The following is a 23910-nucleotide window of genomic DNA, read 5'->3' as shown; positions in this document are numbered from 1 at the left end:
AAAAGGCTTTACTGTCAATGGTTTGGGCCTTCGCCTGTCAGTATTTTGCATCCAATCCTTTCCTCGGTCAGGGGGGAGATGGCCCTGCCGGATTGTCACTGAACCGGCGCAGGCAGGGCAGGGACCCCGATTCACGCAAAATTGTCGCTTGCCCCAAACGCTTACACTTTTCCTCATTCTGTGGCCTTTGGGCCAGAAGGCTTCCGCTAGGGTAGAGGCGTTGCGTTCACAGAGCGTAAGTCATTTATTTTTCGAACCTGATAAGGGGAAGCGTATGAATAAGGACACGATCGAAGGCAAATGGAAACAGCTGGCCGGCAAGGCCCGCAGTGTCTGGGGGGAAATTACGGATGACGACTGGGCCAAGATGAAAGGCGACGCCACCCAATTGGCGGGTCTGGTCCAAGAGCGCTATGGCCGCACCCGCGAAGAGGCGGAGCGTGAAGTAAAAGATTTCTATGACAAGTACGACCGCTAGTGAGGCGGGGCCCGGTTTTTTGTCTGGAACCTGATGATTGAAGCCGTCACGGCCTGCCAGACAAAGTGTTGATCCTGTACGTACTGATGATGAGGAGAATCGTATGCTTTACTATGCCGTAATCTTTTTTATTGTTGCCATTGTCGCGGCTGTGCTGGGTTTTGGAGGTATTGCCGCTGGTGCTGCTTCGATTGCCAAGATCCTGTTTGTCGTGTTCCTGATTCTGGCGGTGCTCTCGCTTATCAAGGGCATGGCCAAGAAATAGAGCAGGCCCGCTTGAGGCGGGCCCGTCTGAAACACCAAGCCGTCTTCGCCCGTCAGGGGAAGACGGTTTTTTTATCAGGAGCGGTAATCGGCGTTAATGGTGACGTACTCGTGCGAGAAGTCGCAGGTGTAGACCGTCTCGCTATGTTGGCCGCGACCCAGGGAGACACGAACCAGAATTTCGGCTTCCTTCATGACGCGCTGACCGTCTTCTTCGCGGTACTCGGGGTTGCGTCCGCCGTCCACCGCTACCAGCACATCCCCCAGCCACAGACGCAGTTTGCTCACGTCCAGATCTGTGATGCCTGCGTAACCAATGGCGCACAGAATGCGGCCCAGGTTCGGATCGGAGGCAAAGAAGGCGGTTTTAACCAGAGGCGAGTGAGCAATGGCGTAAGCCACTTTCAGTGCTTCTTCGCTGGAGCCGGCGTCATCAACCTGAATGGTCATGAACTTGGTGGCGCCTTCGGCGTCACGCACGATTTTCTGGGCCAGTTCGCGCGAGGCGTCCACCAGGGCGTCCAGCAAGGTGTTGTAGTTCGGGTCTGCAATCGACTCTACTGTGACACCGCTTTGGCCGGTTGCCATGATGATGAACGAGTCGTTGGTGGAGGTGTCGCCATCAACCGTAATGCGGTTGAAAGAGCGGTCTGCCGCCAGACGGCACATATCGCGCAACAATTCGGGAGCAATACCTGCATCGGTGGCCAGATAACCCAGCATGGTGGCCATATTGGGGCGAATCATGCCTGCACCCTTGCTGATACCCGTCAGGGTGACCGTTTTGCCCGAGAGCTGGATTTGGCGAGACACGATTTTGGGCTGGGTGTCGGTGGTCATGATGCTGTGGGCAGCATTGAACCAGTTGTTGTCCGACAGATCGCTGACCGCTGCGGGCAGGGCACCCAGCAGGCGATCCATGGGCAACGGCTCCAGAATTACGCCGGTGGAAAAGGGCAGGACCTGCTGAGGCAGAATATTTAACAGACGCGCTGTTTCCTTGCAGGTTTGCTGGGCTTTTTCCAGACCTGCCTGACCGGTACCGGCGTTGGCATTGCCGGTATTGATTACCAGGGCGCGTATGCCATCGTGGGTAGCCAGATGCGCTTCGCACACCTGAACGGGAGCGGCGCGGAAACGGTTGGTGGTAAAGACACCGGCTACGCTGGTGCCAGGGGCCAGTTCAAACACGGTCAGGTCGCGTCGGTTGGCCTTGCGAATACCGGCTTCGGCAATGCCGATTTTGACACCGGCAACGGGGTGAATGTCAGATTCAGAGGGGATGAACAGATTGACGGCCATGACGCGATCCGAAAAACAATGTTAAAGGCGGCTCAAAGCAATAATGATACTTGCTTTGAGCCGCCTGAGCATATCTTTGGTCGCGTGGGGGTGTCAGTTCTCGCGAGAGGCCATCGCCACGTTGTTGCGGGTAATCAGTTTGAGTTCACCCAAGGCTTCAAACAGGTTGACGCGCGCCTTGTCCGACAGGTTGGCAAACATCTCCTGCAGCCATTGCTCGTGGGAAGCTGCCATTTTTTTGAACTGGCGCTTGCCTTTGGGCGTCAGGCGGATCAGGGAGCTGCGGCGGTCGGTGAGTACCTTGATGCGTTCGACCAGACCCTCTTTTTCCAGCTGATCCGTAATGCCTGTGATATTGCCGTTGGTGACCATCAGGTGGCGGGACAGTTCGCTCATTTTCATGCCCGCGGGCTGGCGCTGCAATTGAGCCATCAGGTCAAAACGGGGCAGGGTAGTGGCGTGTTCGGTACGCAGACGACTACGAATTTCGCCTTCAACCAGATTGGTGCAGGCCATCAAGCGTAACCACAGACGGGTGTCGAAGTGGTCATCGCTGTGGGCACGGCTTTCCAAGTCGGGAGCAGCATCGGCGACGGCGGAAGCGGGGATATCGTTCATGATCATAGATAGCTTGCCTTAATGGTGCATGTCCAAAATGTTTAGCTTTGAAGGACGCAGACCGCAGCCATGAGCAAGCTGGGTTAGCTTGGAAGGTATCTTAGGGGCTGGTTCGAAGTTTGACATTGCGACAGATCAAAGTAAATTCGTTTTTAGCTTAAATTAATCAACTTGATTGAAAGCGCAGGTCCAGTTGACAAAGCATTGAGTAATGAAATGCAAATTTCTGTCTGTTATTTACTTTCATGATCACCGCCTTGAATACGGTTACGCAGACGCTTTGACGCGGCTCCAAGGCTATAAGCTGGCTAAATTCAAGTGATTATTTAGTTGAAGTATAAGACATTTGCATCACGGTAGCCGACGAAAATAATCCGTTTTCCGTTTTTTTTGATACTTTTTTTGTTTCAAAAATAATGTCTACCGTAAATTTTTCTTAATTGAAAAAAAGTGCGGCGTACATGGATTGGTTTTTGGCCAGCCGAAATTTATTATTTATTTTCCTATGCGTGGGTTGCCGCCCGAAGCGAGCTCGAGCGATGTCAGGATACGGGTTTAAATAGTGGGTGAGGATGCGCTACTGCGGATAACCCGTAGTCGGTATGGCTGATGTCGAGAGGTTTTTTTTGCTAATATCCTTTAGAACTAAACAATATAGACCTTGCCAATTTTGGCCGATGCCTTTGATGCAGCAGGGTCTACGCCTGAGTGGGGCGTAATCTACGCAGGAGATAAGGATGGAACGTTCAGCGCACCTTGATACCTTTGCACGCGACAATCTGCCCCCCATGGAGTGGTGGCCAGACATGTTGCTGGAGGGAAATCCGGATGTGGACTACCCCGCGCGTTTCAATTGCGCCGTGGCGCTGTTGGGTGAGCAGGTCGCAGCAGGGCATGGTGACCGCGTGGCCATACAGTGGGCTCAGGGCGAGGAAAATCGCAGTCTGACCTACAAAGAGCTGGACGTGCTGACCAATCGTATTGCGCATGTTCTGCTTGAGGACATGAAGCTGGTGCCCGGCAACCGGGTATTGCTGCGCGGCCCCAACAACCCCATGATGGCGGCCTGCTGGCTGGCCAGTATCAAGGCGGGTCTGGTTACCGTCCCCACCATGCCTTTGCTGCGTGCGGTGGAGCTCAAGACCATTTTGGACAAGGCCCAGATTCATGCCGCTCTGTGCGATGAGCGTCTGCGTCAGGAGTTGGAGCATTGCATGGATGCCGCTCATGATTCCTACACCCCTGTCCTGAAGCAACTGCTGTGCTTTAACGATGAGAGCGCCCAGGGTCTGGAGGCCTTGTTGGCTGACAAACCTGAGGATTTCACGGCGTGCGATACGGCGGCTGATGATGTGTGCCTGATTGCGTTCACCAGCGGCACGACCGGTCAGCCCAAGGGCTGCATGCATTTTCATCGTGATGTGCTGGCGATGTGCGATACCTTTTCCCGCCATGTATTGCGTTTGACACCGGATGACGTGGTGTGTGGTACTCCGCCTTTGGCTTTTACCTTTGGTCTGGGTGGTCTGCTTTGCTTTCCACTGCGGGTGGGGGCCTCTACCGTCTTGCTGGAGCGACTGACACCTTCGGACCTGCTGGGCATGATTGACCGCTTTAAGGTGACCATGAGCTTTACGGCGCCTACTTTTTATCGTCAGATGGCCGGTTTGGTGGATCGTTATTCTCTGGCCAGTTTGCGGGCCACCGTATCGGCAGGAGAAGCGTTGCCCGATGCAACCCGCCAGCTCTGGAAGCAGGCCAGCGGCATTGAGATGACCGATGGCATAGGCGGCACGGAGATGATTCACGTGTACGTATCCAGCCCGCCCGAGAAAGTGCGCCCCGGTGCCATTGGTCAGGTGGTGCCTGGGTATGTCGCCACGATTCTGGATGATGATCTGAATCCGGTGCCGGTGGGCACGGTGGGACGTCTGGCGGTCAAAGGCCCCACCGGTTGCAAGTATTTGAACGACGAACGTCAGAAGCAGTTTGTCCAGGGCGGCTGGAACTTCCCGGGTGATACCTTCAAGATGGACGAGGACGGCTACCTTTACTATCAGGCCCGTAACGACGACATGATTGTTTCTTCGGGCTACAACATTGCCGGCCCGGAGGTGGAGGGCACCTTGCTCAAACATGAGGCGGTGGCAGAGTGTGGAGTGGTAGGCGCCGCGGATGAAGAACGGGGCCAGATCGTGCAGGCTTTCATCGTGCTCAAGCCTGGCTTTACGCCCAGCGATGACTTGAAAAAGAAGCTGCAGGATTTTGTGAAAGAGAATGCCGCGCCTTACAAGTACCCACGCGCGATTGAGTTTGTGACTTCTTTGCCTCGGACCGAGACAGGGAAGTTGCAGCGATTTGTGCTGCGCCAAATGGCACAGCATTGATTCTTTCAGGAAAAAAAAAGCGGGCTCAGGCCCGCTTTTTTGCATCCGGCGTACTAGTTCTTGAAGGAGGCAAAGACCTCACGGGCGGCTTGCACCGTCGCGTCGGTAATATCGGCGGTATGCTGCACCGACACAAAACCGGCTTCAAAGGCTGAGGGGGCAAAGTACACCCCCTTGTCCAGCATGGCGTGGAAGAACTGCTTGAAGCGTTCGATGTCGCCAGCCGAGACCTCGGCCAGGGACGTAGGAACGTTTTCGCTGAAGTAGATGCCGAACAGGCCGCCCTGATGGTCTGCCGTAAAAGGAACGCCTGCTTCTTGTGCTGCGGTCTTCAGGCCCTGGATCAGGTTGGCTGTGTTGGCTGTGAGGGTGTCATAGAAACCGGGTTGAGCCAGTTTCTTCAAGGTTGCCAGCCCCGCAGCGACAGCAACAGGGTTACCGGATAGGGTGCCTGCCTGGTAAACGCCACCGACGGGAGCCACGCATTGCATGATGTCGCGGCGACCACCAAAAGCGCCTACGGGCATGCCACCACCAATCACTTTAGCCAGTGTGGTCAGGTCAGGACGAATGCCGGTCAGGCCTTGTACGCCTTGCGGGCCCACGCGAAAGCCTGTCATGACCTCGTCAAAAATCAGCACGGCGCCATACTCGGTACACAGCTCGCGCAAGCCTTCCAGGAAACCGGGGGCTGGGCGGACCAAGTTCATATTGCCGGCAAAGGGTTCAACGATAACGCAGGCGATTTCGCCGCCTTTCTGTTTGAAGGCATCGCGCACGGCGTCCAGATCGTTGTAGTCCAGAACCAGGGTGTGACCGACAAACTCGGCCGGCACGCCGGCGGAGGTGGGGTTGCCAAAGGTCAGCAAGCCGGAGCCGGCTTTGACCAGCAGGCTGTCGGCGTGGCCATGGTAGCAGCCTTCGAATTTGATGATGGTGTTGCGGCCGGTAAAGCCACGGGCCAGACGAATGGCGCTCATGGTGGCCTCGGTGCCCGAGCTGACCAGACGAACCTGCTCGATGGATGGCAGCATCTTGGTCAGCGTTTCGGCCAGAACCACTTCGCCTTCGGTGGGCGCCCCATAGGACAGGCCGTGTACGGCAGCGTCCTGTACCGCTTTGATCACGTCCGGATCGGAGTGGCCCAGAATGGCCGGGCCCCAGGAACCCACGTAGTCCGTGTATCGCTGGCCGTCTGCATCCCAGATGTAAGGGCCTTGGGCGCGTTCGATAAAACAAGGTGTGCCACCCACAGAACCGAAGGCGCGGACGGGCGAGTTGACGCCGCCGGGGATGACTTTGCAGGCACGTTCAAAAAGTTCGGAATTACGGGACATGAGGCAAAAATCCAGAGGTAAAAGGTCGGGGCCAGGCAAAAGATCAGCGCATAAAGCGCGAGGGGGCCTGGGCGTGAAAGTAGTCGGTAAAGCGTTGCGCCGTGGCGCGTATATCGCTGGTCTCAAACAGGCTGCTGATAACGGCAACGCTATCGACGCCTGCTTGCAGCAGTTCGGGCATTTTCTCGGGTGTGATGCCGCCGATGGCCACAATGGCGGCACGCCGTCCCTCGTGTTCTTGTTCTTGGCAAAGCTGTCGTGCTTGTCGCAAGGTATCCAGTTCTGCCGGGGGCGCTTCGGGTTTGACGCTGGACGGATACATGGCACCAAAGGCAATGTAGTCTGCATCGTCAGCCAGAGCCTGGCGCGCCAGGTCCAGACTGTTGTAGCACGAGCGTCCCAGCAGGGCTTGCGGTCCCAGAGCCTGGCGTGCCTGCCTCAGGTCGCCATCGCTTTTGCCCAGGTGCGCGCCTTGCACATCAAACTCTTGCGCCCAACTCCAGTGATCGTTGACCAAGAGCGGCAGATCCAAAGACAGGCACAGCTTGACCAACTCTTTGAGTTGTTGCTGGCGGATGGGTACCGGGCCGTTTTTGCGGCGAAACTGCAAGACCTGCAAACCACCCTCGTGAGCGGCGCGCACTGCGTTCAGCAGGCGGGCTGTGTCGTCCCATTCGGGAGTAATGCCGTAAAGACCGGCAGGAAAGCGCAGGGAGGTGGCGTCAGTCATTTTGGGGAGCAACAGGGTTGAACAGGCGGTGGCCCATACCGGGCTGAAAAGTGTCACCGGCACGTTCCTGCAGGTGCAACAAGGCTGATTCTACCGCGTTATCCAGCTCATGACCCTGGGCCAGAAAGCTCAGGCAGGCTGTAGCCAGCAAACTGTCGATATCCTGCTGACGCACGCCACCATCGAGCGGCATGCTGTAATCCAGACGGCCATGATGACCCTGGAAATGGGTGTGCCATTGCCCGGCTGTGCCCGGTACGCCCGTCACCAGCACGGCATTGGCCCCATTGTTCAGCAAGGTTTCCACGGCGTCGGGCGTGTCGCCCAACAGCTCGTCGGCCTGCCAGCGCTCCAGGCTGGGGTGGTCGATCAACAATAAGGAGCTCAGTGGTAAAAGCAGGCGTAAACTGGCGTCCAGGGCGTCGTCCGCGTCCAGCTCGTCCAGGCCAGTGGGCATGGCGCTCAGGTGCAGGACCAAAGGCAGCTCCGGGTAGTCGGAACACAGTTCGGCAACCATGCTGGCGATTTCAGGACTGTAAACGGGGCCGCACTTGATGGCCTGAATGTTCATGTCTTCCAGCAGGCAACGTGCCTGGTCATCGGCGATGTCCTCGGCCAGCGTCTGGATGTTTTCCTGCTGCGCGCTGTCGCGTACCAGCAAGGCGGTGGGCACACTGACGATATGGCAGCCCAGACGGGCACCAGTGAGGGCATCTGCCGGCAGATGGGCGCCGCCACTGGGATCATAAGGGGCCAGCACGAGCGCCAGGGCAGGACTTGAATTTTTGATTTCAGCAGCCATCTTATCTTGGATACACCGGCAGGGCCGACAAGGCTCTGGATGTCACGGGTTGAGTAATTTAGTAATATGAACCCCATTTTAATGGATTGCCCCGATTTGCACGCGGATCGGACTATGTTTACAAATACAGTAGGAATACTATGCGTACGTGGATGTGCCTGATTTGCGGCTGGATTTATGATGAAGAAACGGGTTTGCCTGAAGAAGGCATTGCACCGGGCACACGTTGGGAAGATGTCCCTCCAAACTGGGTCTGTCCCGAATGCGGCGCTCGTAAGGAAGACTTCGAAATGATCCAGGTGTGATCATTTCAGGTTCCAAGGTGGTTTGTTTTGACGGGAGGTGTGTATGAGTGCCACTAGCCAGTCCCCGCTAATCCAAGAAAGCGCTAATCTTACGCACCACCTGTTACTTGCCATGCCCGGTGTGGTATCGGGCAGCTTGGCCGACACGGTGATTTATGTCTGTGAACATAATGAACAAGGTGCTTTGGGCCTGGTCATCAATCGACCAACAGATCTGAGTCTGGTTGAGCTGTTGTCACGCATCGAGGTTGATGTGGATAAACGCGCCGATCTGGCCGGAACCTCGGTGTACTTCGGTGGGCCGGTACAGACGGATCGCGGCTTTGTGCTGCATGACTCGGATAAAACCTATACCTCCAGCCTGGGGGTGGGCGATCTGACCCTGACCACATCCCGCGATGTCTTGCAGGATGTGGCACAGGGAAAGGGACCGGTCCACATGCTGGTGACCCTGGGTTATGCCGGATGGGGCGCCGGTCAGCTGGAAAGCGAGATGGCCGATAATGCCTGGCTGAGCATCAAGGCGACTCATGAAATCTTGTTTTCCACGCCTGTTGGGGAGCGGTATGATCGCGCCCTGGCCCTGTTGGGAATCAGTCCTTTTACTCTGACAGGTGCGGCAGGCCATGCCTGAACACGACACACCATCAACGGCCAGCTCGGCACAGACCTTGCTGGCTTTTGACTATGGCCTGAAAAAAATTGGCGTTGCATTGGGCAATACCTTGACGCGTCAGGCCCGGCCTTATACGATTTTGCGGCCCGTTACACGGGAGCAGCGCTTTGCGGCTATTGAGGCTTTACTCAAGGAATGGCAGCCCGATCGGGTTGTGGTCGGCTTGCCTTTGACCCTGGACGGTGGCGAACAGTATGCTTCGCTGCGGTGTCGACGTTTTGCCAACCAGTTGCACGGTCGTTATGGCGTTGCGGTAGACCTGGTCGATGAGCGGGGCTCCAGCATGGAGGCTCAAGAATTGCTGGGCAATAATGACGATGATGATGCCATGGCAGCGTGCGTGATCCTGCAGCGATATCTGGATAGCCTGCCTGCGGCTTGAGCTCTCTACAAGGTTGCAGCCTTTTGATTAGTTTATTTCGTTTTAGTTGGCGTGCTGTCGCTCTGATCGTGTGGATTGTGGTCGGCCTGTTCAGTGTTGGCCTGCTTTTTCCCGTCTTGCGCTCCGGCGGACGCCGTCTGATGGTGCTACGCATGTCCCGCCTGTTGATGACTATTTGCGGTGTGCGCGTCATCCTGCATGGTCAGGCGGTTCAGGATCGCTCCGTGCTTTATGTGTCTAACCATATTTCATGGTTGGACATTTTTGTGCTCAACAGCGTGCGCTGCACTTCCTTCATTGCAAAAAGTGATATCCGTCGCTGGCCCGTGATCGGTTGGCTGGTTGCTGGCGCGGGAACGGTGTTCATTGAACGTGGCCAACGTCGGGCCATTCAGATTGTTAGCCAGCAAATGGCGGTTTGTTTCGAACGGGGCGACGCGGTAGGCCTGTTTCCCGAAGGCACCACCTCCACGGGGTGGGAGGTGCGACCGTTTCATGCCAGCTTGTTTGAGACAGCGATCAGCCTGAATGTGGATATTCAGCCTGTGGCGCTGGTGTTTGAGCATCAGGGACGGCGCAGTGAGCGTTTTGCCTTTGTGGGCGAGCAGTCCCTGGTAGGCAACATCTGGGTCCTGCTCAGTGCTCGCCATGTGTCTGTGCACTGCCACTTTCTGGATGTGATGCCCGCGCTCTCCTGCACGCAATGGGGGCGCTCACAAACGGCCCATCAGGCCCGCGAGCGGATACGCGCAGTGGTTTGTCACGAGTCGGCTGCTGACACCGGCCCAGCGCGTTAACCGGGTTTTTTGCTTTCCGGGCAGTGAATCTGAACCAGGTGCCGGTCTTGCAGGCGGACTGCACTGAGTTGTCGGCCCCAGACGCAACCGGTATCCAGGCTGATGAGCGTAGGGGTGTTCAACAAGCCCAGCGTAGACCAATGACCAAAAATGATGGGCACCTGAGCGCAGGCACGTTGCGGTAACTCATACCAGGGCAGCAAGCCTGATTCGGCATCGGGGGCGCCTTTGTGCTTGAAATCCATGTGTCCGGCTGCGTCGCACATGCGCATGCGGGTCAGGGTGCTGACAATGGCGCGTAGCCGGTCGTAGCCTTTGAGCCCTGCTTCCCAGCGATCCGGTTTGTTGCCAAACAGTTCGATGATCGTGTGCTGCCAGTCATCGGCACGCAACAATGTTTCCAGCTCCTGTGCATATTCCAGTGTCTGCTCGGGACTCCAGGCTGGATGAACCCCTGCATGAACCATCAAATGCCCGTGTTCGTAATGGGCCAGGGGCTGATGGCGCAACCAGTCCAGTAGCTCCTGGGCGTCGGGCGCAGCCAGCAAGTCCTGCAGCGTATCTTGCTTGCTGGATTTACGTACCCCGGCGGCAACCGCCAGGCAGTGAATGTCATGGTTACCCAGCACGCAAACAGCGCGCTCCCCCAGGGAGCGAATCAGGCGCAGAGCACCCAGAGAGTCGGGGCCACGGTTGACCAGATCGCCAGCAAACCAGAAAGTGGCCTGGCTGTCAGCGGCCACATCCGGATGGCCGAGCAAGCTGTCCAGGGGGCGGCAGCAGCCCTGAACATCACCAATTGCCCAGATGGCAGGGGAAGTAGCTAAAGACATGGTTTAATGTGTTGCACTGGGTTTGCGACGTCGCCGGTTGTGCCGGTTTTCCATCAGGATAAGAGCGCTCAAGGCCAGCGCCATGGCGATCAGATTCGGTACCAGAGCGGTGACCCAGGGTGCCAGATTGCTGAGCATGGCCACGTTCAAGGCAAGCTGGTTGATCATGAAAAAGCCCACGCCCAGTAAAATGCCGGTAAAGACCTTGGTGCCCACACCGCCATGGCGTGTCTGCATAAAGCCGATGGGTGCGGCAATGGTAATCATGACCAGCAAGGTGAACGGATAGGCAACTTTGCGCCACAGCGCTACAACCTGACGTTTGGTTTGCAGTTTGTTGGCGTCCAGATAACCAATATAGTCCTTCAAATCCAGAATGGACATGCGTTCGGGCGTGACGACGCGCGCGATCAGTCGGTCCGGGGTTAGCGTAGTGGTCAGCGTCAGGGTGGGGCGCTTTTCAATTTTCACCAGCGCTTGCTCAGGGGCTTTGTCCTGGCTCAGGACGGTGTGTGACTGCTCGCTGACATGCGTTTCGGTGACGTCTTGCAAGTCCAGCTGGTTTTTGTGAAATTGCCCGCTCGGTGCCTGCATCATGGCGTTTAAGCGTTGTCCGTCCGAGAAGTCGAACACGCTGACATCACTTACTTTGCCGTCGCCTTGCAGGTTGGCAATGTTGATGATGCGCACTCCACCTTGAGGATTGTTCTCTTTGAACCAATAGCCGCTTTCCAGCCGTCCGCTACCCGACCGTCCCAGCAAGGCCATGCCTTGCTCGCTGGATTTGATCTCGGCCATGGGCGTGACATACTCGGACAGGACAAAAGCACCGGCCACCAGCGGCAAGGTAATGGTCCAGAGCATCATCATCATATGCAGGCCGCTGACCCCCGAGGCGCGCAGAATCACCAGCTCATTGCGTTGGGCAAGGCTGGCCAGGGCCAGGGTGGCGCCAATGAGCAAGCCAATGGGCAGCAGGTCGTACAAACGAGTCGGCAATTCCAGCGCCTGGATGTAGAACAGATTGGCCAAGGTGAATTTGGAGCCGACTTTGTCCAGTTCTTCGATCAGGGCGAAAAAGGTGAACAGGCCCAGCAGTGCAAGCAGCACCACGGCGCTGGAGCGATAGATTTCGGAAGCAAGATAGCGGCGAGCGGTGCGCATGAAAATAGGGCCCAGGAAAGACGTGGCTAGCTTAACAAAAATGCGGATTGCAGTCAGGGAATAGCGACTTGACGCATGCGTTGACTGATGGTGCGAGTGCGCGACTGCAAATAGGCGCTGTTACGGTTTTTGTCATAATAGGCTGGGTTGGGGAGCATGCCTGCCAGCCGGGCGGCCTGCATGGCGCTAAGGGTGGCGGCATCAGTCTTGAAATAGTGGCGCGCCGCCGCCTGGGCTCCAAATACGCCTTCACCCCACTGAGCCACGTTCAGATACAGCTCCAGAATACGCTCCTTGCTCATGACGGTTTCAATCATATAGGTCAGAATCAGTTCCTGTCCTTTGCGCAAATAACTGCGCGACTCTGACAGAAACAGATTTTTGGCCAATTGCTGGGAGATGGTTGAGCCCCCGCGCCGACGGGTCGAGCCTTTTTCTGATTGGCGTCGGTTGTATTCCCACGCTTTACGAATGGCATCCCATTCAACCCCCGAGTGATTCAGGAAGTTCGAGTCTTCGGAGGCGATGACCGCGCGCTTCAGGTTGGCGCTGATCTTGTCGTAAGGCACCCATTGGTAGCGCAGTTTTGCATCGGCATCGGAGCTGCGCAACTGACCTTGCTCTGCCGCCATGAAGGAGGTCATCCGTGGGGGCACCACGCTATACCAGAGCACCATCACAAACAGGGCAATCTGATAGAGCAGAACGGCGGCGGCCAGGGTTAATACGGCCAGGCCGGCCAGTTTCCAGGGATGGACCAGGAGGCGACGCACGTCAGATTTGTCCCAGGTCCTGGCGCAAGGCGGCCAGCACGGGTTCGACATCGGCTTGCAAGCCATGCCAGATCTGAAAGCTGGCGGCAGCTTGGCCCACCAGCATGCCCAGACCATCTCTGCTCTGTGTGGCGCCTGCCTGCTGGGCGGCCCGCATAAAGGCGGTGGGCTCGCTGGCATAAAACATATCGTAGGCCAGCGAGTGGCTGCGGTAGCGGGCATCGGGCAGGTCGGGCAGACTCTGATTGAGACTGGCCGAGGTGGCATTGATGACGATATCCCAGTCACCGCAGTGGTCGTCCAGCCCGCCTGCACTCAGGCGGCGCGAGGCATCCGGGTCCAGAGCCACTACCTGCTCGCGGATTTCATAGGCTTTGGCACTGGTGCGATTGATGATGTGCAGCAGCTCGCAGCCGGCCTCCAGCAAGGGAAACACGACCCCACGTGAGGCGCCGCCCGCACCGATCAGCAAGATGCGCTTGCCCTCCGGGTTGTGGCCAACACGCAGAAGATCCGAACACAAACCCAAGCCGTCGGTATTGCATCCATGCAGTTGCCCGTCCTCCAGCCATAGCGTATTGACGGCCCCTGCCATGCGGGCCCGGCGGCTCAGGCGTGGGCCCACCAGTTCGTAGGCTTGTTCCTTGAACGGCAAAGTCACGTTCAGGCCACTGCCCGTTTTGAAGAACTGCTCTACGGTGGAGGCGAAACCATCGAGGGGGGCCAAAATCCGCTCATAGCTCAGGGCCAGATTGAACTGGCTGGCAAATTGGGCATGGATTTGTGGGGAGCGGCTGTGCTCGATGGGGTGACCAATAACGCCGTAGCGCTGGACAGAAGTCGTGTCGGGCATGGTTAAGCGATGCTTGTCGTGTTGTCAGGTGTCAGCACCAAGGCTGAAACCACGTATTTTACCCCAGGGTCTGGCTTCGCTTCTGTTTGCCATGGGCAATACAGCCTTACTGCCCATCCCCACCCTGCATATTGAGTCCGTCACGGGTGAAGTGCCAACTGCGGGTAATCACAAGCACATCTGCGTTCGGGGCCAGTTGTTCGGGCAAGGGCGCAAAGGGGGCGGCCAGCTCCACAATACGTCGTGCCGCCAGATTCAGGGCGGGCTGATCGGAAGGCTGAGTAATCTGAGCGCGCAGCAGGCTGCCATCTCGCCGTATATACACGGTCATTTGGAGCTGGCCGTAGAGCTGTATTCCGTCTTGCCGCGGGTAGTGGCGTGTGCCGGTTTGTTCGATCTTCTCTCGCCACTGGTCCAGGTAGCGCGCTTGTTCACTGGCCTTGGCACTGGGCCCGACATAGTGATAACGCGGCTGGCGCTGCTGCTCCCGAATCTGCTCGCGCAGCATGGCCAACTGACTGTTGTGACGTTGCGGCTCCAGATCCTGATCATCTGGACCGGGCTCCAGTGATGCGCCGATATACTCCGTACGAGGTGTCGAGGGCGGAGCCTTATCGCGGCTCTCCAGTTCGCCCAGCAGACGTTGCTGCTCGGCTTCCAGACTTTGCTGACGGGCCCGCAAGGCTTCAAGGACCAGTCGATTGGGCAGATTGGGGTCGCTCAGCGGCAAAGGATTGCTGGCCTGACCTTGCAGGTGATCCCCGCCGCCATCCAGATTGAGCTGCGCCAGCAACTGGGGACTCAAAGGCACGGAGTCGGTGCTGAAATTGACCAGAGCCACGTCCAGACGGGAGTCGGCAGCCGGGGCGGGTGGCCGGGCAGGCCAGAAAATCAGCACGAGATGAATGAGGGCGGAAAGAGCGATCGCCAGCCACAAATAATCTTTGGGCAGGTTGCGGCGCTCAAGCTTGCTCATGGCTGTCAGTCGGCCGTCGCGACCGAGCGCAAACGGGCCTCTACGGTCAAGGCCAGTTCGTCAAACGACAGCAGATCCAGGGTCACCTCCTGACCTCGCTCCAGCGCCGGCAGGCCAGGAACGTGTAGAACCAGAGGGGCGTTAGTCAAGCGCACCAGATCCTCCTTGATGAAGCTGGCCTGAACTTGCTTGATATCGTTTTGCTGCAACCAGCGCAGGCACCAGAAACGCTCCAGAGAGGACTGGTAATCCGCCCACTGGGTGTATTGCGATTCAAAGGCGCCAATAATGGCATACAGGTCTGCATCCTTGGGCTGGAAAGGGGCTGCCAGACGTGCCGAGATGCCATGCTGGGCGGCCGCCAGGATTTGTCCTTGATTAATCAGGTCCACATAGCGGCGCAGCGGCGAGGTGGACCAGATGTATTGCGGTACACCAATGGACTCGTGCGGGCCGGGCGTGGTGGACATGCGCGTGCGCATGAATTGCTGGGAACGATAGATACCGGGCACATTATGTTCGGCCAGCAGGCCACCCCAGAGCTGATTGGCCAGGATCATGTATTCGGCCACCAGCAGGCTGAGCGGAGCATTGCGCACACGCGGCACCAGCCGGATGATGGAATTCGGGTCATCGTGCGGGCCTTCCAGTTCAAAGCTGTATTCCACCCGGTTGTTGTTTTCCGGTTTGCCCCGTACTGCCTCGCGCTGGGCCGACAGTTGGCGGGAGAAATTCCACAGCGGACGCAGCCACTGCGCATAAGGCAGCTCGGCGTTTTCGTCGGCCAGGGCCGCTTCGCTGATCAGCGGGTCCAGTTCATGCTGGCGCAGGTTGCCCGCCACGGTGATGCGTTCCAGGCGGGTTTGGTGGGACAGGATTTCACCTGTGCTGATGTCGGCATCCACATACAGGGACAAGGCAGGGCGTGTTTGACCCTGGTCCAGTGAGAAATGCGCGATCAGCTCAGGCGGCAGCATGGGAATCTTGTAGCCTGGCGTGTAAACCGTTGCCATGCGATTGCGGGCGATCTGGTCGATTTCATTGCCACGGCTCATCGCCAAAGACGGTACGGCAATGTGGACACCCACTCGCAGTCGGCCCGGCTCGGGATGCTGGACCGACAAGGCGTCGTCAATCTCAATCGTATTGGCATCGTCCACGGAGTACGCAATGACATCCGCTTCGGGCAGGTCCTGGCCCCAGTTTTGCAGGCAGATTGCCGGAAAGCCGGTGCCTTTGGGGAAATGAGCGGTTAAAAAGCGATGCTGATGCAAGGTCAGGGGGTTGGACCAGGCGCCCAGCGAGAGCAGCAGTTTCTCGGTGCTGACACCCAGTTCCTTCTGGGCTTGATCGAAGGCTTTCCACTCCAGCGTGTTTTTGTCCGGCTGGGTCAGGAAGGTCCCCGCTTTGGCTGCCACTTCGGGTGGCAACTCGCCCTTGATCATCTGCTCGGCCCAGGTTTGAATCTGTTCTTGCTGCAGACGCTTCTTTTCAATGGCGGCCAAAGCGGCTTGCAGGATTTCCGGGGGAGCGGGGCGATACAGTCCCTTGCCCCGACGATGGAAGTAGGCCGGTGCGCTGTGCAGAGCAAAAATGGTGCCGGTTTTTTCGATGGCGCTGGGAGGGTGGCCAAAATACTCCTGGGCCAGTTCGGCCGCCTCAAATTCGTCCTGCGGTGCGCATTCCCACAAGAAATTGATATCCAGCGAGTCGGCCAGGGCCTGGGCTTTTTCCAGCAGCTCTGCAGGGGCTGGCTGATCGAATGTAAACAGAACGCTGTTTTTCTTGATTTTGCTGCGCTTGCCAGACGCGGATTCCACCTGCATGGTGGTATCGCTGTCAGAAAATATTTTTTCTGCTTTGAAATTACCGCTGTCTTCAAAAAGGACGTACATGATTTTCCATCTGGATGGTGCTGGCCATCCGGTAAATAGATTTAAGGTTGTTGCAGGGCAAAGCGCAAAATATCGTCGATCCAGGGGTCGAAGTCGGTCAGACCGTGATCGCCGCCTTCCAGAATCTGCCCTTGACTGCCTTTGTACCAATCCGCCATTTCGCGCCAGTTCAGAACTTCATCGCCTTTGGCGGCCAGCAGATAAAAACGCTGGGGATCGCTTGGGCGTGGGACATGAATGTCGTTGAGCTCATCGACATAGTCGGGCAGGAAATGAAAAGGGTCGGGCGAGTGATAACAGACATGTTCGCCCACCTGGGTGGCCAGATCCCGTCCTGCGTAGACCACCGGGTTGAGCAGTACCGCGCGGCTGTGATAGTGCTGCGCCAGGTGACTGGCATAGTAACCGCCTAGCGAGGAGCCGATCACACATAATTGATCCGTGCTCATGCCTGTCTGCAGTTCGGTATCCACAATGCGTTTACACATGGCAATGGCCTGGGCCGGGCTGGCGGGCAATTGCGGGCAGCGCCACAGGTGCAGCATGTCTCTGTCCTGCAAGGCTTGTTTCAGGCGCTGCGCTTTATAGGACGAAGGCGAGGAACGAAAGCCGTGAAGATAGAGAATCATGGGAGCGCCTGCTATATAGATAAGAGGGTCAGCGTGACAGTTGATCCAGCAGGCGCTGATGAATGCCGCCAAAGCTGCCGTTACTCATCACAACAATGGCATCGCCGGGCTGGCTGGCTTGAACAATAGCCTGAACCATTTTATCCAAATCATTCCACGCTGTGGCACGATCCCCTAAAGGGGCCAGGACCTTGGCCGCATCCCAGCCCAGCGCGTGCTTGCCTTGGGTCTCACCGTAGCAAAATACCAGATCTGCCTCTTCCAGCGAGCCTGGCAGGCGGGCCGCCATGGCGCCCAGCTTCATGGTGTTGGAGCGCGGTTCGAGCACCGCCAGAATCCGGCTTGATTGACCGGTTTGACTGCGCAGGCCGGCGAGGGTGGTGGCAATGGCTGTGGGGTGGTGAGCAAAATCGTCGTAGACCGTAATGTCTTTGACGACACCCCGTACTTCCATGCGACGCTTGATACCGGCAAATTGGCTCAATGCCTGACAAGCCCGCTCAGGCTGTACGCCCACATGGTGGGCGGCAGCAATAGCGGCCAGAGCGTTCAGACGATTGTGCTCGCCTGTCAAGGTCCAGTGGACGATGCCCTGGGGCTGGCCCTTGAAACTTACTTCAAAGGAAGTGGGACTCAGCGCTTTGCTGTCCCAGTCTCCTTCAGGGCCGAACTGCTCGACCGGCGTCCAGCAACCACGTGCCAGGGTTTCATCCAGGCTGGGGGTGTGGGTGGGACGGACAATCAACCCAGTGGAAGGAATGGTGCGCACCAGGTGGTGAAACTGGGTCTGGATGGCATGCAGATCCGGGAAGATATCGGCATGGTCGTATTCCAGATTGTTCAGAACGGCTGTGCGGGGGCGATAGTGAACAAACTTGGAGCGTTTGTCGAAAAATGCGGTGTCGTACTCGTCGGCCTCGATCACAAACAAGGATTGTCCAGGATTGAAGCGCGCCGAGACGCCCAGACCAGGGGCCACGCCACCGATCAGGAAATTAGGCGACAGATCGGCCTGCTCCAGAATCCAAGCCAGCATGGAGCTGGTGGAAGTCTTGCCGTGTGTGCCTGCCACGGCCAATACGTGCTGCTGGTGCAGGATGTTCTCGCCCAGCCATTGCGGACCGGACGTGTAAGGCAGGCCCTGATCCAAAATGGCCTCCATCAGGGGATTGCCGCGGGTGACCACATTACCCACTATATAGAGATCAGGACACAGTTCGGTTTGCTCTGCGCCAAAGCCCTCGATCAGTGCAATGCCTTGCTCTTCCAGTTGGGTGCTCATGGGCGGGTAAACCCCGGCGTCGCAACCTGTGACCGTATGGCCAGCCGAACGGGCAATCAGGGCCAGACCACCCATGAATGTGCCGCAAATTCCTAGTATGTGTATATGCATGACAATCCTCCGGCCTGTATTCTAGACGACTGTTTGATCTGATGCGTGAGCTTTGGTGAGGGCCGGTGCTATCATCCCTGAATGATATTTTTTCAGGTGTAAGCCGGTATGCGTAGGCGTCTTTTTCTGCGGCAGTCGCTGGTGTGTGCAAGCCTTTTGGCCCTGCATCCTGCCCCATGGGCCAGTTTGCTGCCTTCCGACCCGTTTCTGGCGCAAAGCTTCAAAGATCTTCAGGGCGAGGATCGTGCGCTGTCCGCCTACAGCGGCAAGCCGCTGGTCGTGAATTTCTGGGCAACCTGGTGCGCGCCCTGCGTCAAGGAAATGCCTGACCTGCAAGCCCTGCACGAACGCTATCCCGACGTGCACTTTGTCGGCATCGCGGTGGACTCGCTCGATAACGTCACGGAGTTTCTGGAACGCGTTCCGGTCAGCTACGATATTTTGCTGGCGGGTTCGGCGGGTCTGAAACAGATGCGCAGCGTGGGCAATAAAAAGGGCGGCCTGCCCTTTACGGTCGTGTTTGGCAGCAATGGTCGGATCAGCGAACGGATTTTGGGTCAGATAGATCCCGAAAAGTTGGACGAAGTTATTAAGGCTCAACGCTAACTGGCCGACTTTTTCGCTTAATTTCGTTAAATTTCCGCTCTGTGGGCAGCCTGCCCCAAACGGGATGGAACCAATCCTAACTGTTTGTAAGCCAAGCAGGTTTATGGACAAATGACGTTATTTAGCGTAAAAAGGCGGTCTGTCTTGACGAAAAATCCGCTATGGCGAAACATGTCCTGGTCCTTAACGGGCCCAACCTCAACCTGCTGGGAACACGAGAACCCGATGTCTACGGACACCAGACTCTCGAAGATATCAACAGTGGTTTACGGGTGCTGGCCGATCAGCATGGCGCGCAGTGTCATTTTTTTCAAAGTAACCACGAAGGCGGGCTCGTTGATCGAATTCATCAAGCTCGTGACCAGGGTGTCGATTTCATCCTGATCAATGCTGGGGCCTATACCCATACCAGCGTGGCGATACGGGATGCGCTAGCCGGTGTCGGTATTCCGTTTATTGAAGTTCATCTGTCCAATGTTCACCGTCGTGAGCCGTTCCGCCACCACTCCTATCTTTCTGACACCGCTTGCGGTGTCATTGTGGGTTTAGGGGCGTACGGCTATGAGGCCGCTTTGCGGTTCGCTTTGAATAGTTAGGCGGTTCGTTTCGTTTTTTTGACCAATATTTTTTTAATGCCGTCCTGTCCCAGTCAGTGGCTAGTGCGGCGTTGCGGGAAGTACGCATGGATCTTAGAAAACTCAAAACCCTGATCGATCTGGTCGCCGAGTCTGGCATTGCTGAGCTGGAAATCACCGAAGGTGATGACAAGGTTCGCATTGTTAAATTTTCGCAAAGCTCGGCCGCTCCCGTGGTGTACGCCCCTGAGGCTCCTGTAGCCCAGGTGGTGGCGCCCGCCGGTGCTCCTGCCGCCCCGGCTGCTCCCGCAGCTCCCGAAGGCCACGCCGTCAAGGCTCCGATGGTCGGTACCTTCTATCGTGCCCCCAGCCCGGGCGCCGCTCCGTTTGTGGAAGTGGGCCAGACCGTCAAGGAAGGCGAGCCCCTGTGCATTATCGAGGCCATGAAGCTGCTCAACGAGATCGAAGCCGACAAGTCCGGCGTGATCAAGGAAATCCTGGTTGAAAACGGCGGGCCGGTGGAATACGGTCAGACCTTGTTCATCATCGGTTGATGATATGTTTGAAAAAATCCTAATCGCCAATCGGGGCGAAATTGCCTTGCGTATCCAGCGCGCCTGCCGCGAGATGGGTATCAAGACAGTCGTCGTTTATTCTGAAGCAGATCGTGGTGCCAAATACGTGCGTCTGGCTGACGAGGCCGTATGCATTGGCCCAGCCCAGGCCCGTGACAGCTACCTGAGCATGCCTGCCATCATCTCGGCGGCGGAAGTCACCGATGCGGAAGCCATTCACCCTGGCTACGGCTTTATGGCTGAGAATGCGGACTTCGCTGATCGTGTCGAAAAGAGCGGTTTTGTCTTTATCGGCCCTCGTCCCGAGAACATTCGCACAATGGGCGATAAGGTCATGGCCAAGAAAGCCATGATCGAGGCCGGTGTGCCCGTGGTTCCCGGCTCGGACGGTGCCTTGCCTGACGATCCGGCAGAAATCGTGCGCATTGCTCGCGAAGTGGGTTATCCCGTCATCATCAAGGCCTCGGGCGGTGGTGGTGGTCGCGGCATGCGCGTGGTCTACACCGAAGCGGCCCTGTTGACAGCTGTTGCTACGACGAAAACTGAAGCAGCGGCGGCGTTCAACAATCCCGAGGTCTACATGGAAAAGTACCTCGAGAATCCACGCCACATCGAAATTCAGGTGTTGGCCGATGGCGACCGCAACGCCATCTGGCTGGGTGAGCGCGATTGCTCCATGCAGCGCCGTCACCAGAAAGTGATTGAAGAGGCGCCCGCACCGGGCATTCCGCGTCGCCTGATCGAACGTATCGGTGAGCGCTGTGCCGACGCTTGTCGCCGTATGCGTTATCGTGGCGCGGGCACGTTTGAATTTCTGTATGAAAACGGTGAGTTCTTCTTTATCGAGATGAACACCCGGATTCAGGTCGAGCACACCATCACGGAAATGATTACCGGTATTGATCTGGTGCAAGAGCAGATCAAGGTGGCTGCAGGCGAGAAATTTGTATTGCGCCAGCGTGACATCGAATTCGTGGGTCACTCGATCGAGTGCCGTATCAATGCAGAAGACCCGTTCAATTTCGTCCCAAGCCCTGGTTTGATTACCAAGTGGCACACGCCCGGTGGCCCTGGCGTGCGTATCGACTCGCACGTCTTTACCGGTTACACCGTGCCTCCCTATTACGACTCCATGATTGCCAAGCTGATTACCTATGGCAAGACACGTGAGCAGGCCATCGCCCGTATGGACATTGCCTTGTCCGAAATGGTGGTGGAAGGGATCAAGACGAACGTGGAACTGCACCGGGAATTGATGCAGGACGCCAACTTCAAGGCAGGTGGCACCAGTATTCATTACCTGGAACAAAAGCTGTCCCAACGTAGCAAATAAGGGCAGCAACGGGTCGGGCCGATGGCCTGACCTGACAAGAATGATGATTATGTAAAACAGGGGCAAGCCCCCTGTTTTGCTTTATGGAAACTATGTATGCGTGAACTCTTACTGAGCTGCCAGGAACACGAAGCTGAACGTTTGTCCGATGCCCTGCTGGAAGCGGGCGCCTTGTCGGTGTCGGTGGAAGATGCTAACGGTGATACCGATCAGGAAAAGCCCTTGTTTGGTGAGCCGGGTATTGAGCCGGATGTGTTGGCCTGGGATCGCAATTGGGTGGTGGCGTTGCTGCCCGAGGAGCTTGAGCCGGAAGAGTTACTGCAACCGCTGTTTGAGGCGGGTGTGCTTGATCGCGACAAGGCCCAGTGGAGCCTGCGCGAAGTGCCTGACGAGGATTGGGTGCGTTTGACCCAGTCCCAGTTCGGTCCCATTCCCGTGGGCGAGCGTATCCTGATTGTGCCTAGCTGGCACAAGGATGATGAGGATCTGCCTCCTGCTCAGGAAGGTGATGACGGACTGGTGCGGATTGAACTGGACCCCGGTCTGGCCTTTGGCACCGGCAGTCATCCAACCACACATTTGTGTCTGGATTGGCTGGCCCACCATGTGCAGGCAGGTCAGACCGTGTTGGATTATGGTTGTGGCTCCGGCATTTTGGCCATTGCCGCCCGCAAGCTGGGTGCCGGTCATACGATTGGTGTGGATATTGACGAGCAGGCCGTGATTGCCACGCGCTACAATGCGCAAGTCAATCAGGTCGAGGTGGAGGGCTTGCTGCCCGACGCGATGCCCGCCGGGCAAACGGATCTGGTTGTAGCCAATATTTTGGCCAATCCCCTGCGTATGCTGGCACCTATGCTGGCCAACCGCGTCAAACCGGGCGGGCATCTGATTTTGTCCGGTATTTACAATTGGCAGGCTGAGGAAATGATCGATGTCTACTCCTCCTATCTGCCCTTGTCGGTCTGGCAGGAACGGGATGGCTGGGTGTGTTTGGCTGGTCAACGCCCGTTGTAAGACGGCAGAACTTAAGGTGAGTTTATGGAGCTAAAGACTCGCTGCCCCCGTTGCGGGACCTCATTTGCAGCTAGTGTGGAAGTGCTGCAGCGCCGCCGGGGCTATATACGCTGTATTCAATGTGCGCATATCTTCGATGGCTTTGAAGAAGTCATTGATGAGCAAGCCCCTGAGCCTACCTATGTTTCTCCCCCTGTGATGGAACCGATCGAGCCGCGTCTGGCGCCTGAGCCGACGGTGTCGGCCCGGCGCGAACAGGTGCAGGCGGTCGATTTGCAGGCTCCCATCCCGGGACCGCGCTTTGTTGAGCACTCCCGTCACGCCCCACCCCGCGATGAAGGCAGTGCCCATGAGTCTTTGCAGGTCCGTAAATTTCCGGACTCCATTCTCGCGCAGGCGCCCGTTACACCGGCTGACCCTGCCGTGATTCGTGCTCGTGCCAGAGCAGGGCGTACGCCGCGCGATGACGGGGAAGCAGCATTTTTTGTGTCTGCTGATCTGACCCCTGAGCAAGAGCGTGGGCATCATATCGGTCAGGCTTCCTGGACAGGTGCAGAACCCCAATTCAGTGTTGGTGATCGCGCCAGCACGTTGCGAGCTTCATTTCCCTCCCGTCAGGCTGATGGCACGCATGATAGCGACCATGTGCAGCAGGACTGGCTTATTGAGCCTAACCCTGCCTTGCAGCGTGAGACGCGCTATGAAGGTGAGGCCAGCCTGGGTCAGCGTGTGAGCGCTCTGTTCTGGACCAGTTTGTGCGTATTGGGTGCGCTGCTGTTTGTCGCGCAGTTGATGTATGTCTACCGTGTGCAGATTGTGAGCCAGGTGCCCCTGTTGCGTCCCGTGTTCGAGCGTGCCTGTGAGACGTTGTCCTGCCAGGTTCCCTATGAGCGCCGCCTGGATCAGATCCGGGTGCAGGCTTCGGCTTTGCATAAGGCGCCCAGCCAGCCTGGTCAATCCACCTTGGGCTTTACGCTGCGTAACGACTTTGAGCGTCCCCAGGAGTGGCCCACGCTGGTTCTTGATTTGAAAGATTTTTCCGGAGCTCTGATCGCACGGCGCAATATCACGCCCGACCAGTATCTGGCTCCCGAGCGACGTGAGCCTGCTTTTGCAGCGCGCAGTGAGCTCATGGTGCGCCTGCCTTTGAACACCGGGCAGCTACAAGTTAATGGCTACCAGATTAGCCCTTTTTTTCCATAAGGTAATT

Annotated in this window: 26 protein-coding genes; 13 read left to right on the top strand and 13 right to left on the bottom strand. The window is 57.2% G+C overall.

Annotation, left to right across the window (positions count from 1 at the left end):
- Nucleotides 1–274 precede the first annotated feature (274 nt).
- A complete protein-coding gene (locus tag VF694_RS14190; RefSeq protein WP_003801900.1) occupies nucleotides 275–478 on the top strand; it encodes a CsbD family protein in 204 nt (67 codons plus the stop codon).
- Between the two features lie 103 nt (nucleotides 479–581).
- Complete coding sequence (locus VF694_RS14185) at nucleotides 582–743, top strand: DUF1328 domain-containing protein (protein WP_003801899.1); 162 nt, start codon at nucleotides 582–584, stop codon at nucleotides 741–743.
- A gap of 74 nt (nucleotides 744–817) precedes the next feature.
- Here VF694_RS14185 and argJ read toward each other — a convergent pair whose 3' ends face one another.
- Together argJ and VF694_RS14175 are read right to left on the bottom strand one after the other, a co-directional pair.
- Nucleotides 818–2044, bottom strand: coding sequence for a bifunctional glutamate N-acetyltransferase/amino-acid acetyltransferase ArgJ (argJ, locus tag VF694_RS14180; protein ID WP_003801898.1), 1227 nt, complete (start codon nucleotides 2042–2044; stop codon nucleotides 818–820).
- A gap of 93 nt (nucleotides 2045–2137) precedes the next feature.
- Nucleotides 2138–2668 carry a MarR family winged helix-turn-helix transcriptional regulator gene (locus tag VF694_RS14175; RefSeq protein ID WP_003801897.1) on the bottom strand — a complete coding sequence of 177 codons (531 nt, stop codon included), beginning with the start codon at nucleotides 2666–2668 and terminating at the stop codon, nucleotides 2138–2140.
- Nucleotides 2669–3399: 731 nt separating this feature from the next.
- Here VF694_RS14175 and VF694_RS14170 point away from each other — a divergent pair.
- Nucleotides 3400–5049, top strand: a complete 1650-nt coding sequence (locus VF694_RS14170) for an AMP-binding protein (RefSeq protein ID WP_059318250.1) — start codon at nucleotides 3400–3402, stop codon at nucleotides 5047–5049.
- A gap of 53 nt (nucleotides 5050–5102) precedes the next feature.
- Here VF694_RS14170 and hemL read toward each other — a convergent pair whose 3' ends face one another.
- From hemL to VF694_RS14155, 3 genes are read right to left on the bottom strand one after another with little or no spacing between them, the layout of a single operon-like run.
- A complete protein-coding gene (gene hemL, locus VF694_RS14165) occupies nucleotides 5103–6386 on the bottom strand; it encodes a glutamate-1-semialdehyde 2,1-aminomutase (RefSeq protein ID WP_003801895.1) in 1284 nt (427 codons plus the stop codon).
- A 43-nt stretch (nucleotides 6387–6429) separates the two neighbouring features.
- Nucleotides 6430–7116 (bottom strand): thiamine phosphate synthase, encoded by a 687-nt coding sequence (gene thiE / locus VF694_RS14160; RefSeq protein WP_440164727.1) that lies wholly within the window; start codon nucleotides 7114–7116, stop codon nucleotides 6430–6432.
- Nucleotides 7109–7918: a bifunctional hydroxymethylpyrimidine kinase/phosphomethylpyrimidine kinase gene (locus VF694_RS14155; RefSeq protein ID WP_440164726.1), complete on the bottom strand. Its 810-nt coding sequence runs from the start codon at nucleotides 7916–7918 to the stop codon at nucleotides 7109–7111. Before VF694_RS14155 ends, thiE begins: the two co-directional genes overlap by 8 nt.
- 140 nt (nucleotides 7919–8058) lie before the next feature.
- Here VF694_RS14155 and VF694_RS14150 point away from each other — a divergent pair, with 140 nt between their 5' ends.
- From VF694_RS14150 to VF694_RS14135, 4 genes are all read left to right on the top strand, one after another.
- The gene (locus tag VF694_RS14150) at nucleotides 8059–8223 is read left to right on the top strand and encodes a rubredoxin (RefSeq protein ID WP_003801892.1); all 165 of its coding nucleotides are present in this window, start codon (nucleotides 8059–8061) and stop codon (nucleotides 8221–8223) included.
- Between the two features lie 112 nt (nucleotides 8224–8335).
- Nucleotides 8336–8857, top strand: a complete 522-nt coding sequence (locus tag VF694_RS14145) for a YqgE/AlgH family protein (protein ID WP_003801891.1) — start codon at nucleotides 8336–8338, stop codon at nucleotides 8855–8857.
- Nucleotides 8850–9281: a Holliday junction resolvase RuvX gene (gene ruvX, locus VF694_RS14140; protein ID WP_219235123.1), complete on the top strand. Its 432-nt coding sequence runs from the start codon at nucleotides 8850–8852 to the stop codon at nucleotides 9279–9281. Before VF694_RS14145 ends, ruvX begins: the two co-directional genes overlap by 8 nt.
- 23 nt (nucleotides 9282–9304) lie before the next feature.
- Nucleotides 9305–10078 (top strand): lysophospholipid acyltransferase family protein, encoded by a 774-nt coding sequence (locus VF694_RS14135; RefSeq protein WP_240209269.1) that lies wholly within the window; start codon nucleotides 9305–9307, stop codon nucleotides 10076–10078.
- Here the strand turns inward: VF694_RS14135 and VF694_RS14130 are convergent.
- From VF694_RS14130 to mpl, 8 genes are all read right to left on the bottom strand, one after another.
- Nucleotides 10075–10911 (bottom strand): symmetrical bis(5'-nucleosyl)-tetraphosphatase, encoded by an 837-nt coding sequence (locus tag VF694_RS14130; RefSeq protein ID WP_003801888.1) that lies wholly within the window; start codon nucleotides 10909–10911, stop codon nucleotides 10075–10077. The genes VF694_RS14135 and VF694_RS14130 overlap by 4 nt on opposite strands.
- 3 nt (nucleotides 10912–10914) lie before the next feature.
- The gene (gene lptG, locus VF694_RS14125) at nucleotides 10915–12075 is read right to left on the bottom strand and encodes an LPS export ABC transporter permease LptG (protein WP_059318252.1); all 1161 of its coding nucleotides are present in this window, start codon (nucleotides 12073–12075) and stop codon (nucleotides 10915–10917) included.
- Between the two features lie 53 nt (nucleotides 12076–12128).
- Complete coding sequence (gene mtgA, locus VF694_RS14120; RefSeq protein WP_059318253.1) at nucleotides 12129–12848, bottom strand: monofunctional biosynthetic peptidoglycan transglycosylase; 720 nt, start codon at nucleotides 12846–12848, stop codon at nucleotides 12129–12131.
- A gap of 1 nt (nucleotide 12849) precedes the next feature.
- A complete protein-coding gene (aroE, locus tag VF694_RS14115) occupies nucleotides 12850–13701 on the bottom strand; it encodes a shikimate dehydrogenase (RefSeq protein WP_440164723.1) in 852 nt (283 codons plus the stop codon).
- A gap of 106 nt (nucleotides 13702–13807) precedes the next feature.
- A complete protein-coding gene (locus VF694_RS14110) occupies nucleotides 13808–14677 on the bottom strand; it encodes an energy transducer TonB family protein (protein ID WP_059318254.1) in 870 nt (289 codons plus the stop codon).
- A gap of 5 nt (nucleotides 14678–14682) precedes the next feature.
- The gene (locus VF694_RS14105) at nucleotides 14683–16572 is read right to left on the bottom strand and encodes a ribonuclease catalytic domain-containing protein (protein WP_003801883.1); all 1890 of its coding nucleotides are present in this window, start codon (nucleotides 16570–16572) and stop codon (nucleotides 14683–14685) included.
- Between the two features lie 41 nt (nucleotides 16573–16613).
- Nucleotides 16614–17201, bottom strand: coding sequence for a YqiA/YcfP family alpha/beta fold hydrolase (locus tag VF694_RS14100; protein WP_440164720.1), 588 nt, complete (start codon nucleotides 17199–17201; stop codon nucleotides 16614–16616).
- A gap of 28 nt (nucleotides 17202–17229) precedes the next feature.
- Nucleotides 17230–18594: a UDP-N-acetylmuramate:L-alanyl-gamma-D-glutamyl-meso-diaminopimelate ligase gene (mpl, locus tag VF694_RS14095; protein WP_003801881.1), complete on the bottom strand. Its 1365-nt coding sequence runs from the start codon at nucleotides 18592–18594 to the stop codon at nucleotides 17230–17232.
- A 108-nt stretch (nucleotides 18595–18702) separates the two neighbouring features.
- Here mpl and VF694_RS14090 point away from each other — a divergent pair, with 108 nt between their 5' ends.
- From VF694_RS14090 to VF694_RS14065, 6 genes are all read left to right on the top strand, one after another.
- On the top strand, nucleotides 18703–19200 hold the full coding sequence (locus VF694_RS14090; protein WP_003801880.1) for a TlpA family protein disulfide reductase: 498 nt from the start codon (nucleotides 18703–18705) through the stop codon (nucleotides 19198–19200).
- A 161-nt stretch (nucleotides 19201–19361) separates the two neighbouring features.
- Nucleotides 19362–19796 (top strand): type II 3-dehydroquinate dehydratase, encoded by a 435-nt coding sequence (gene aroQ / locus VF694_RS14085; protein WP_003801879.1) that lies wholly within the window; start codon nucleotides 19362–19364, stop codon nucleotides 19794–19796.
- Between the two features lie 86 nt (nucleotides 19797–19882).
- Nucleotides 19883–20329, top strand: coding sequence for an acetyl-CoA carboxylase biotin carboxyl carrier protein (accB, locus tag VF694_RS14080; protein WP_003801878.1), 447 nt, complete (start codon nucleotides 19883–19885; stop codon nucleotides 20327–20329).
- Nucleotides 20330–20333: 4 nt separating this feature from the next.
- The gene (gene accC / locus VF694_RS14075; protein WP_003801877.1) at nucleotides 20334–21683 is read left to right on the top strand and encodes an acetyl-CoA carboxylase biotin carboxylase subunit; all 1350 of its coding nucleotides are present in this window, start codon (nucleotides 20334–20336) and stop codon (nucleotides 21681–21683) included.
- Nucleotides 21684–21779: 96 nt separating this feature from the next.
- On the top strand, nucleotides 21780–22700 hold the full coding sequence (gene prmA / locus VF694_RS14070; protein ID WP_440164717.1) for a 50S ribosomal protein L11 methyltransferase: 921 nt from the start codon (nucleotides 21780–21782) through the stop codon (nucleotides 22698–22700).
- Nucleotides 22701–22724: 24 nt separating this feature from the next.
- The gene (locus tag VF694_RS14065) at nucleotides 22725–23903 is read left to right on the top strand and encodes a zinc-ribbon and DUF3426 domain-containing protein (protein ID WP_080584978.1); all 1179 of its coding nucleotides are present in this window, start codon (nucleotides 22725–22727) and stop codon (nucleotides 23901–23903) included.
- Nucleotides 23904–23910 lie beyond the last annotated feature (7 nt).

It is taken from the genome of Alcaligenes sp. Lyrl_28 (assembly GCF_051948705.1).
Lineage (GTDB): Bacteria > Pseudomonadota > Gammaproteobacteria > Burkholderiales > Burkholderiaceae_B > Alcaligenes > Alcaligenes ammonioxydans.
Note: the sequence above shows the minus strand (reverse complement) of the source record. Positions and strands in the feature narration are given on the sequence as shown.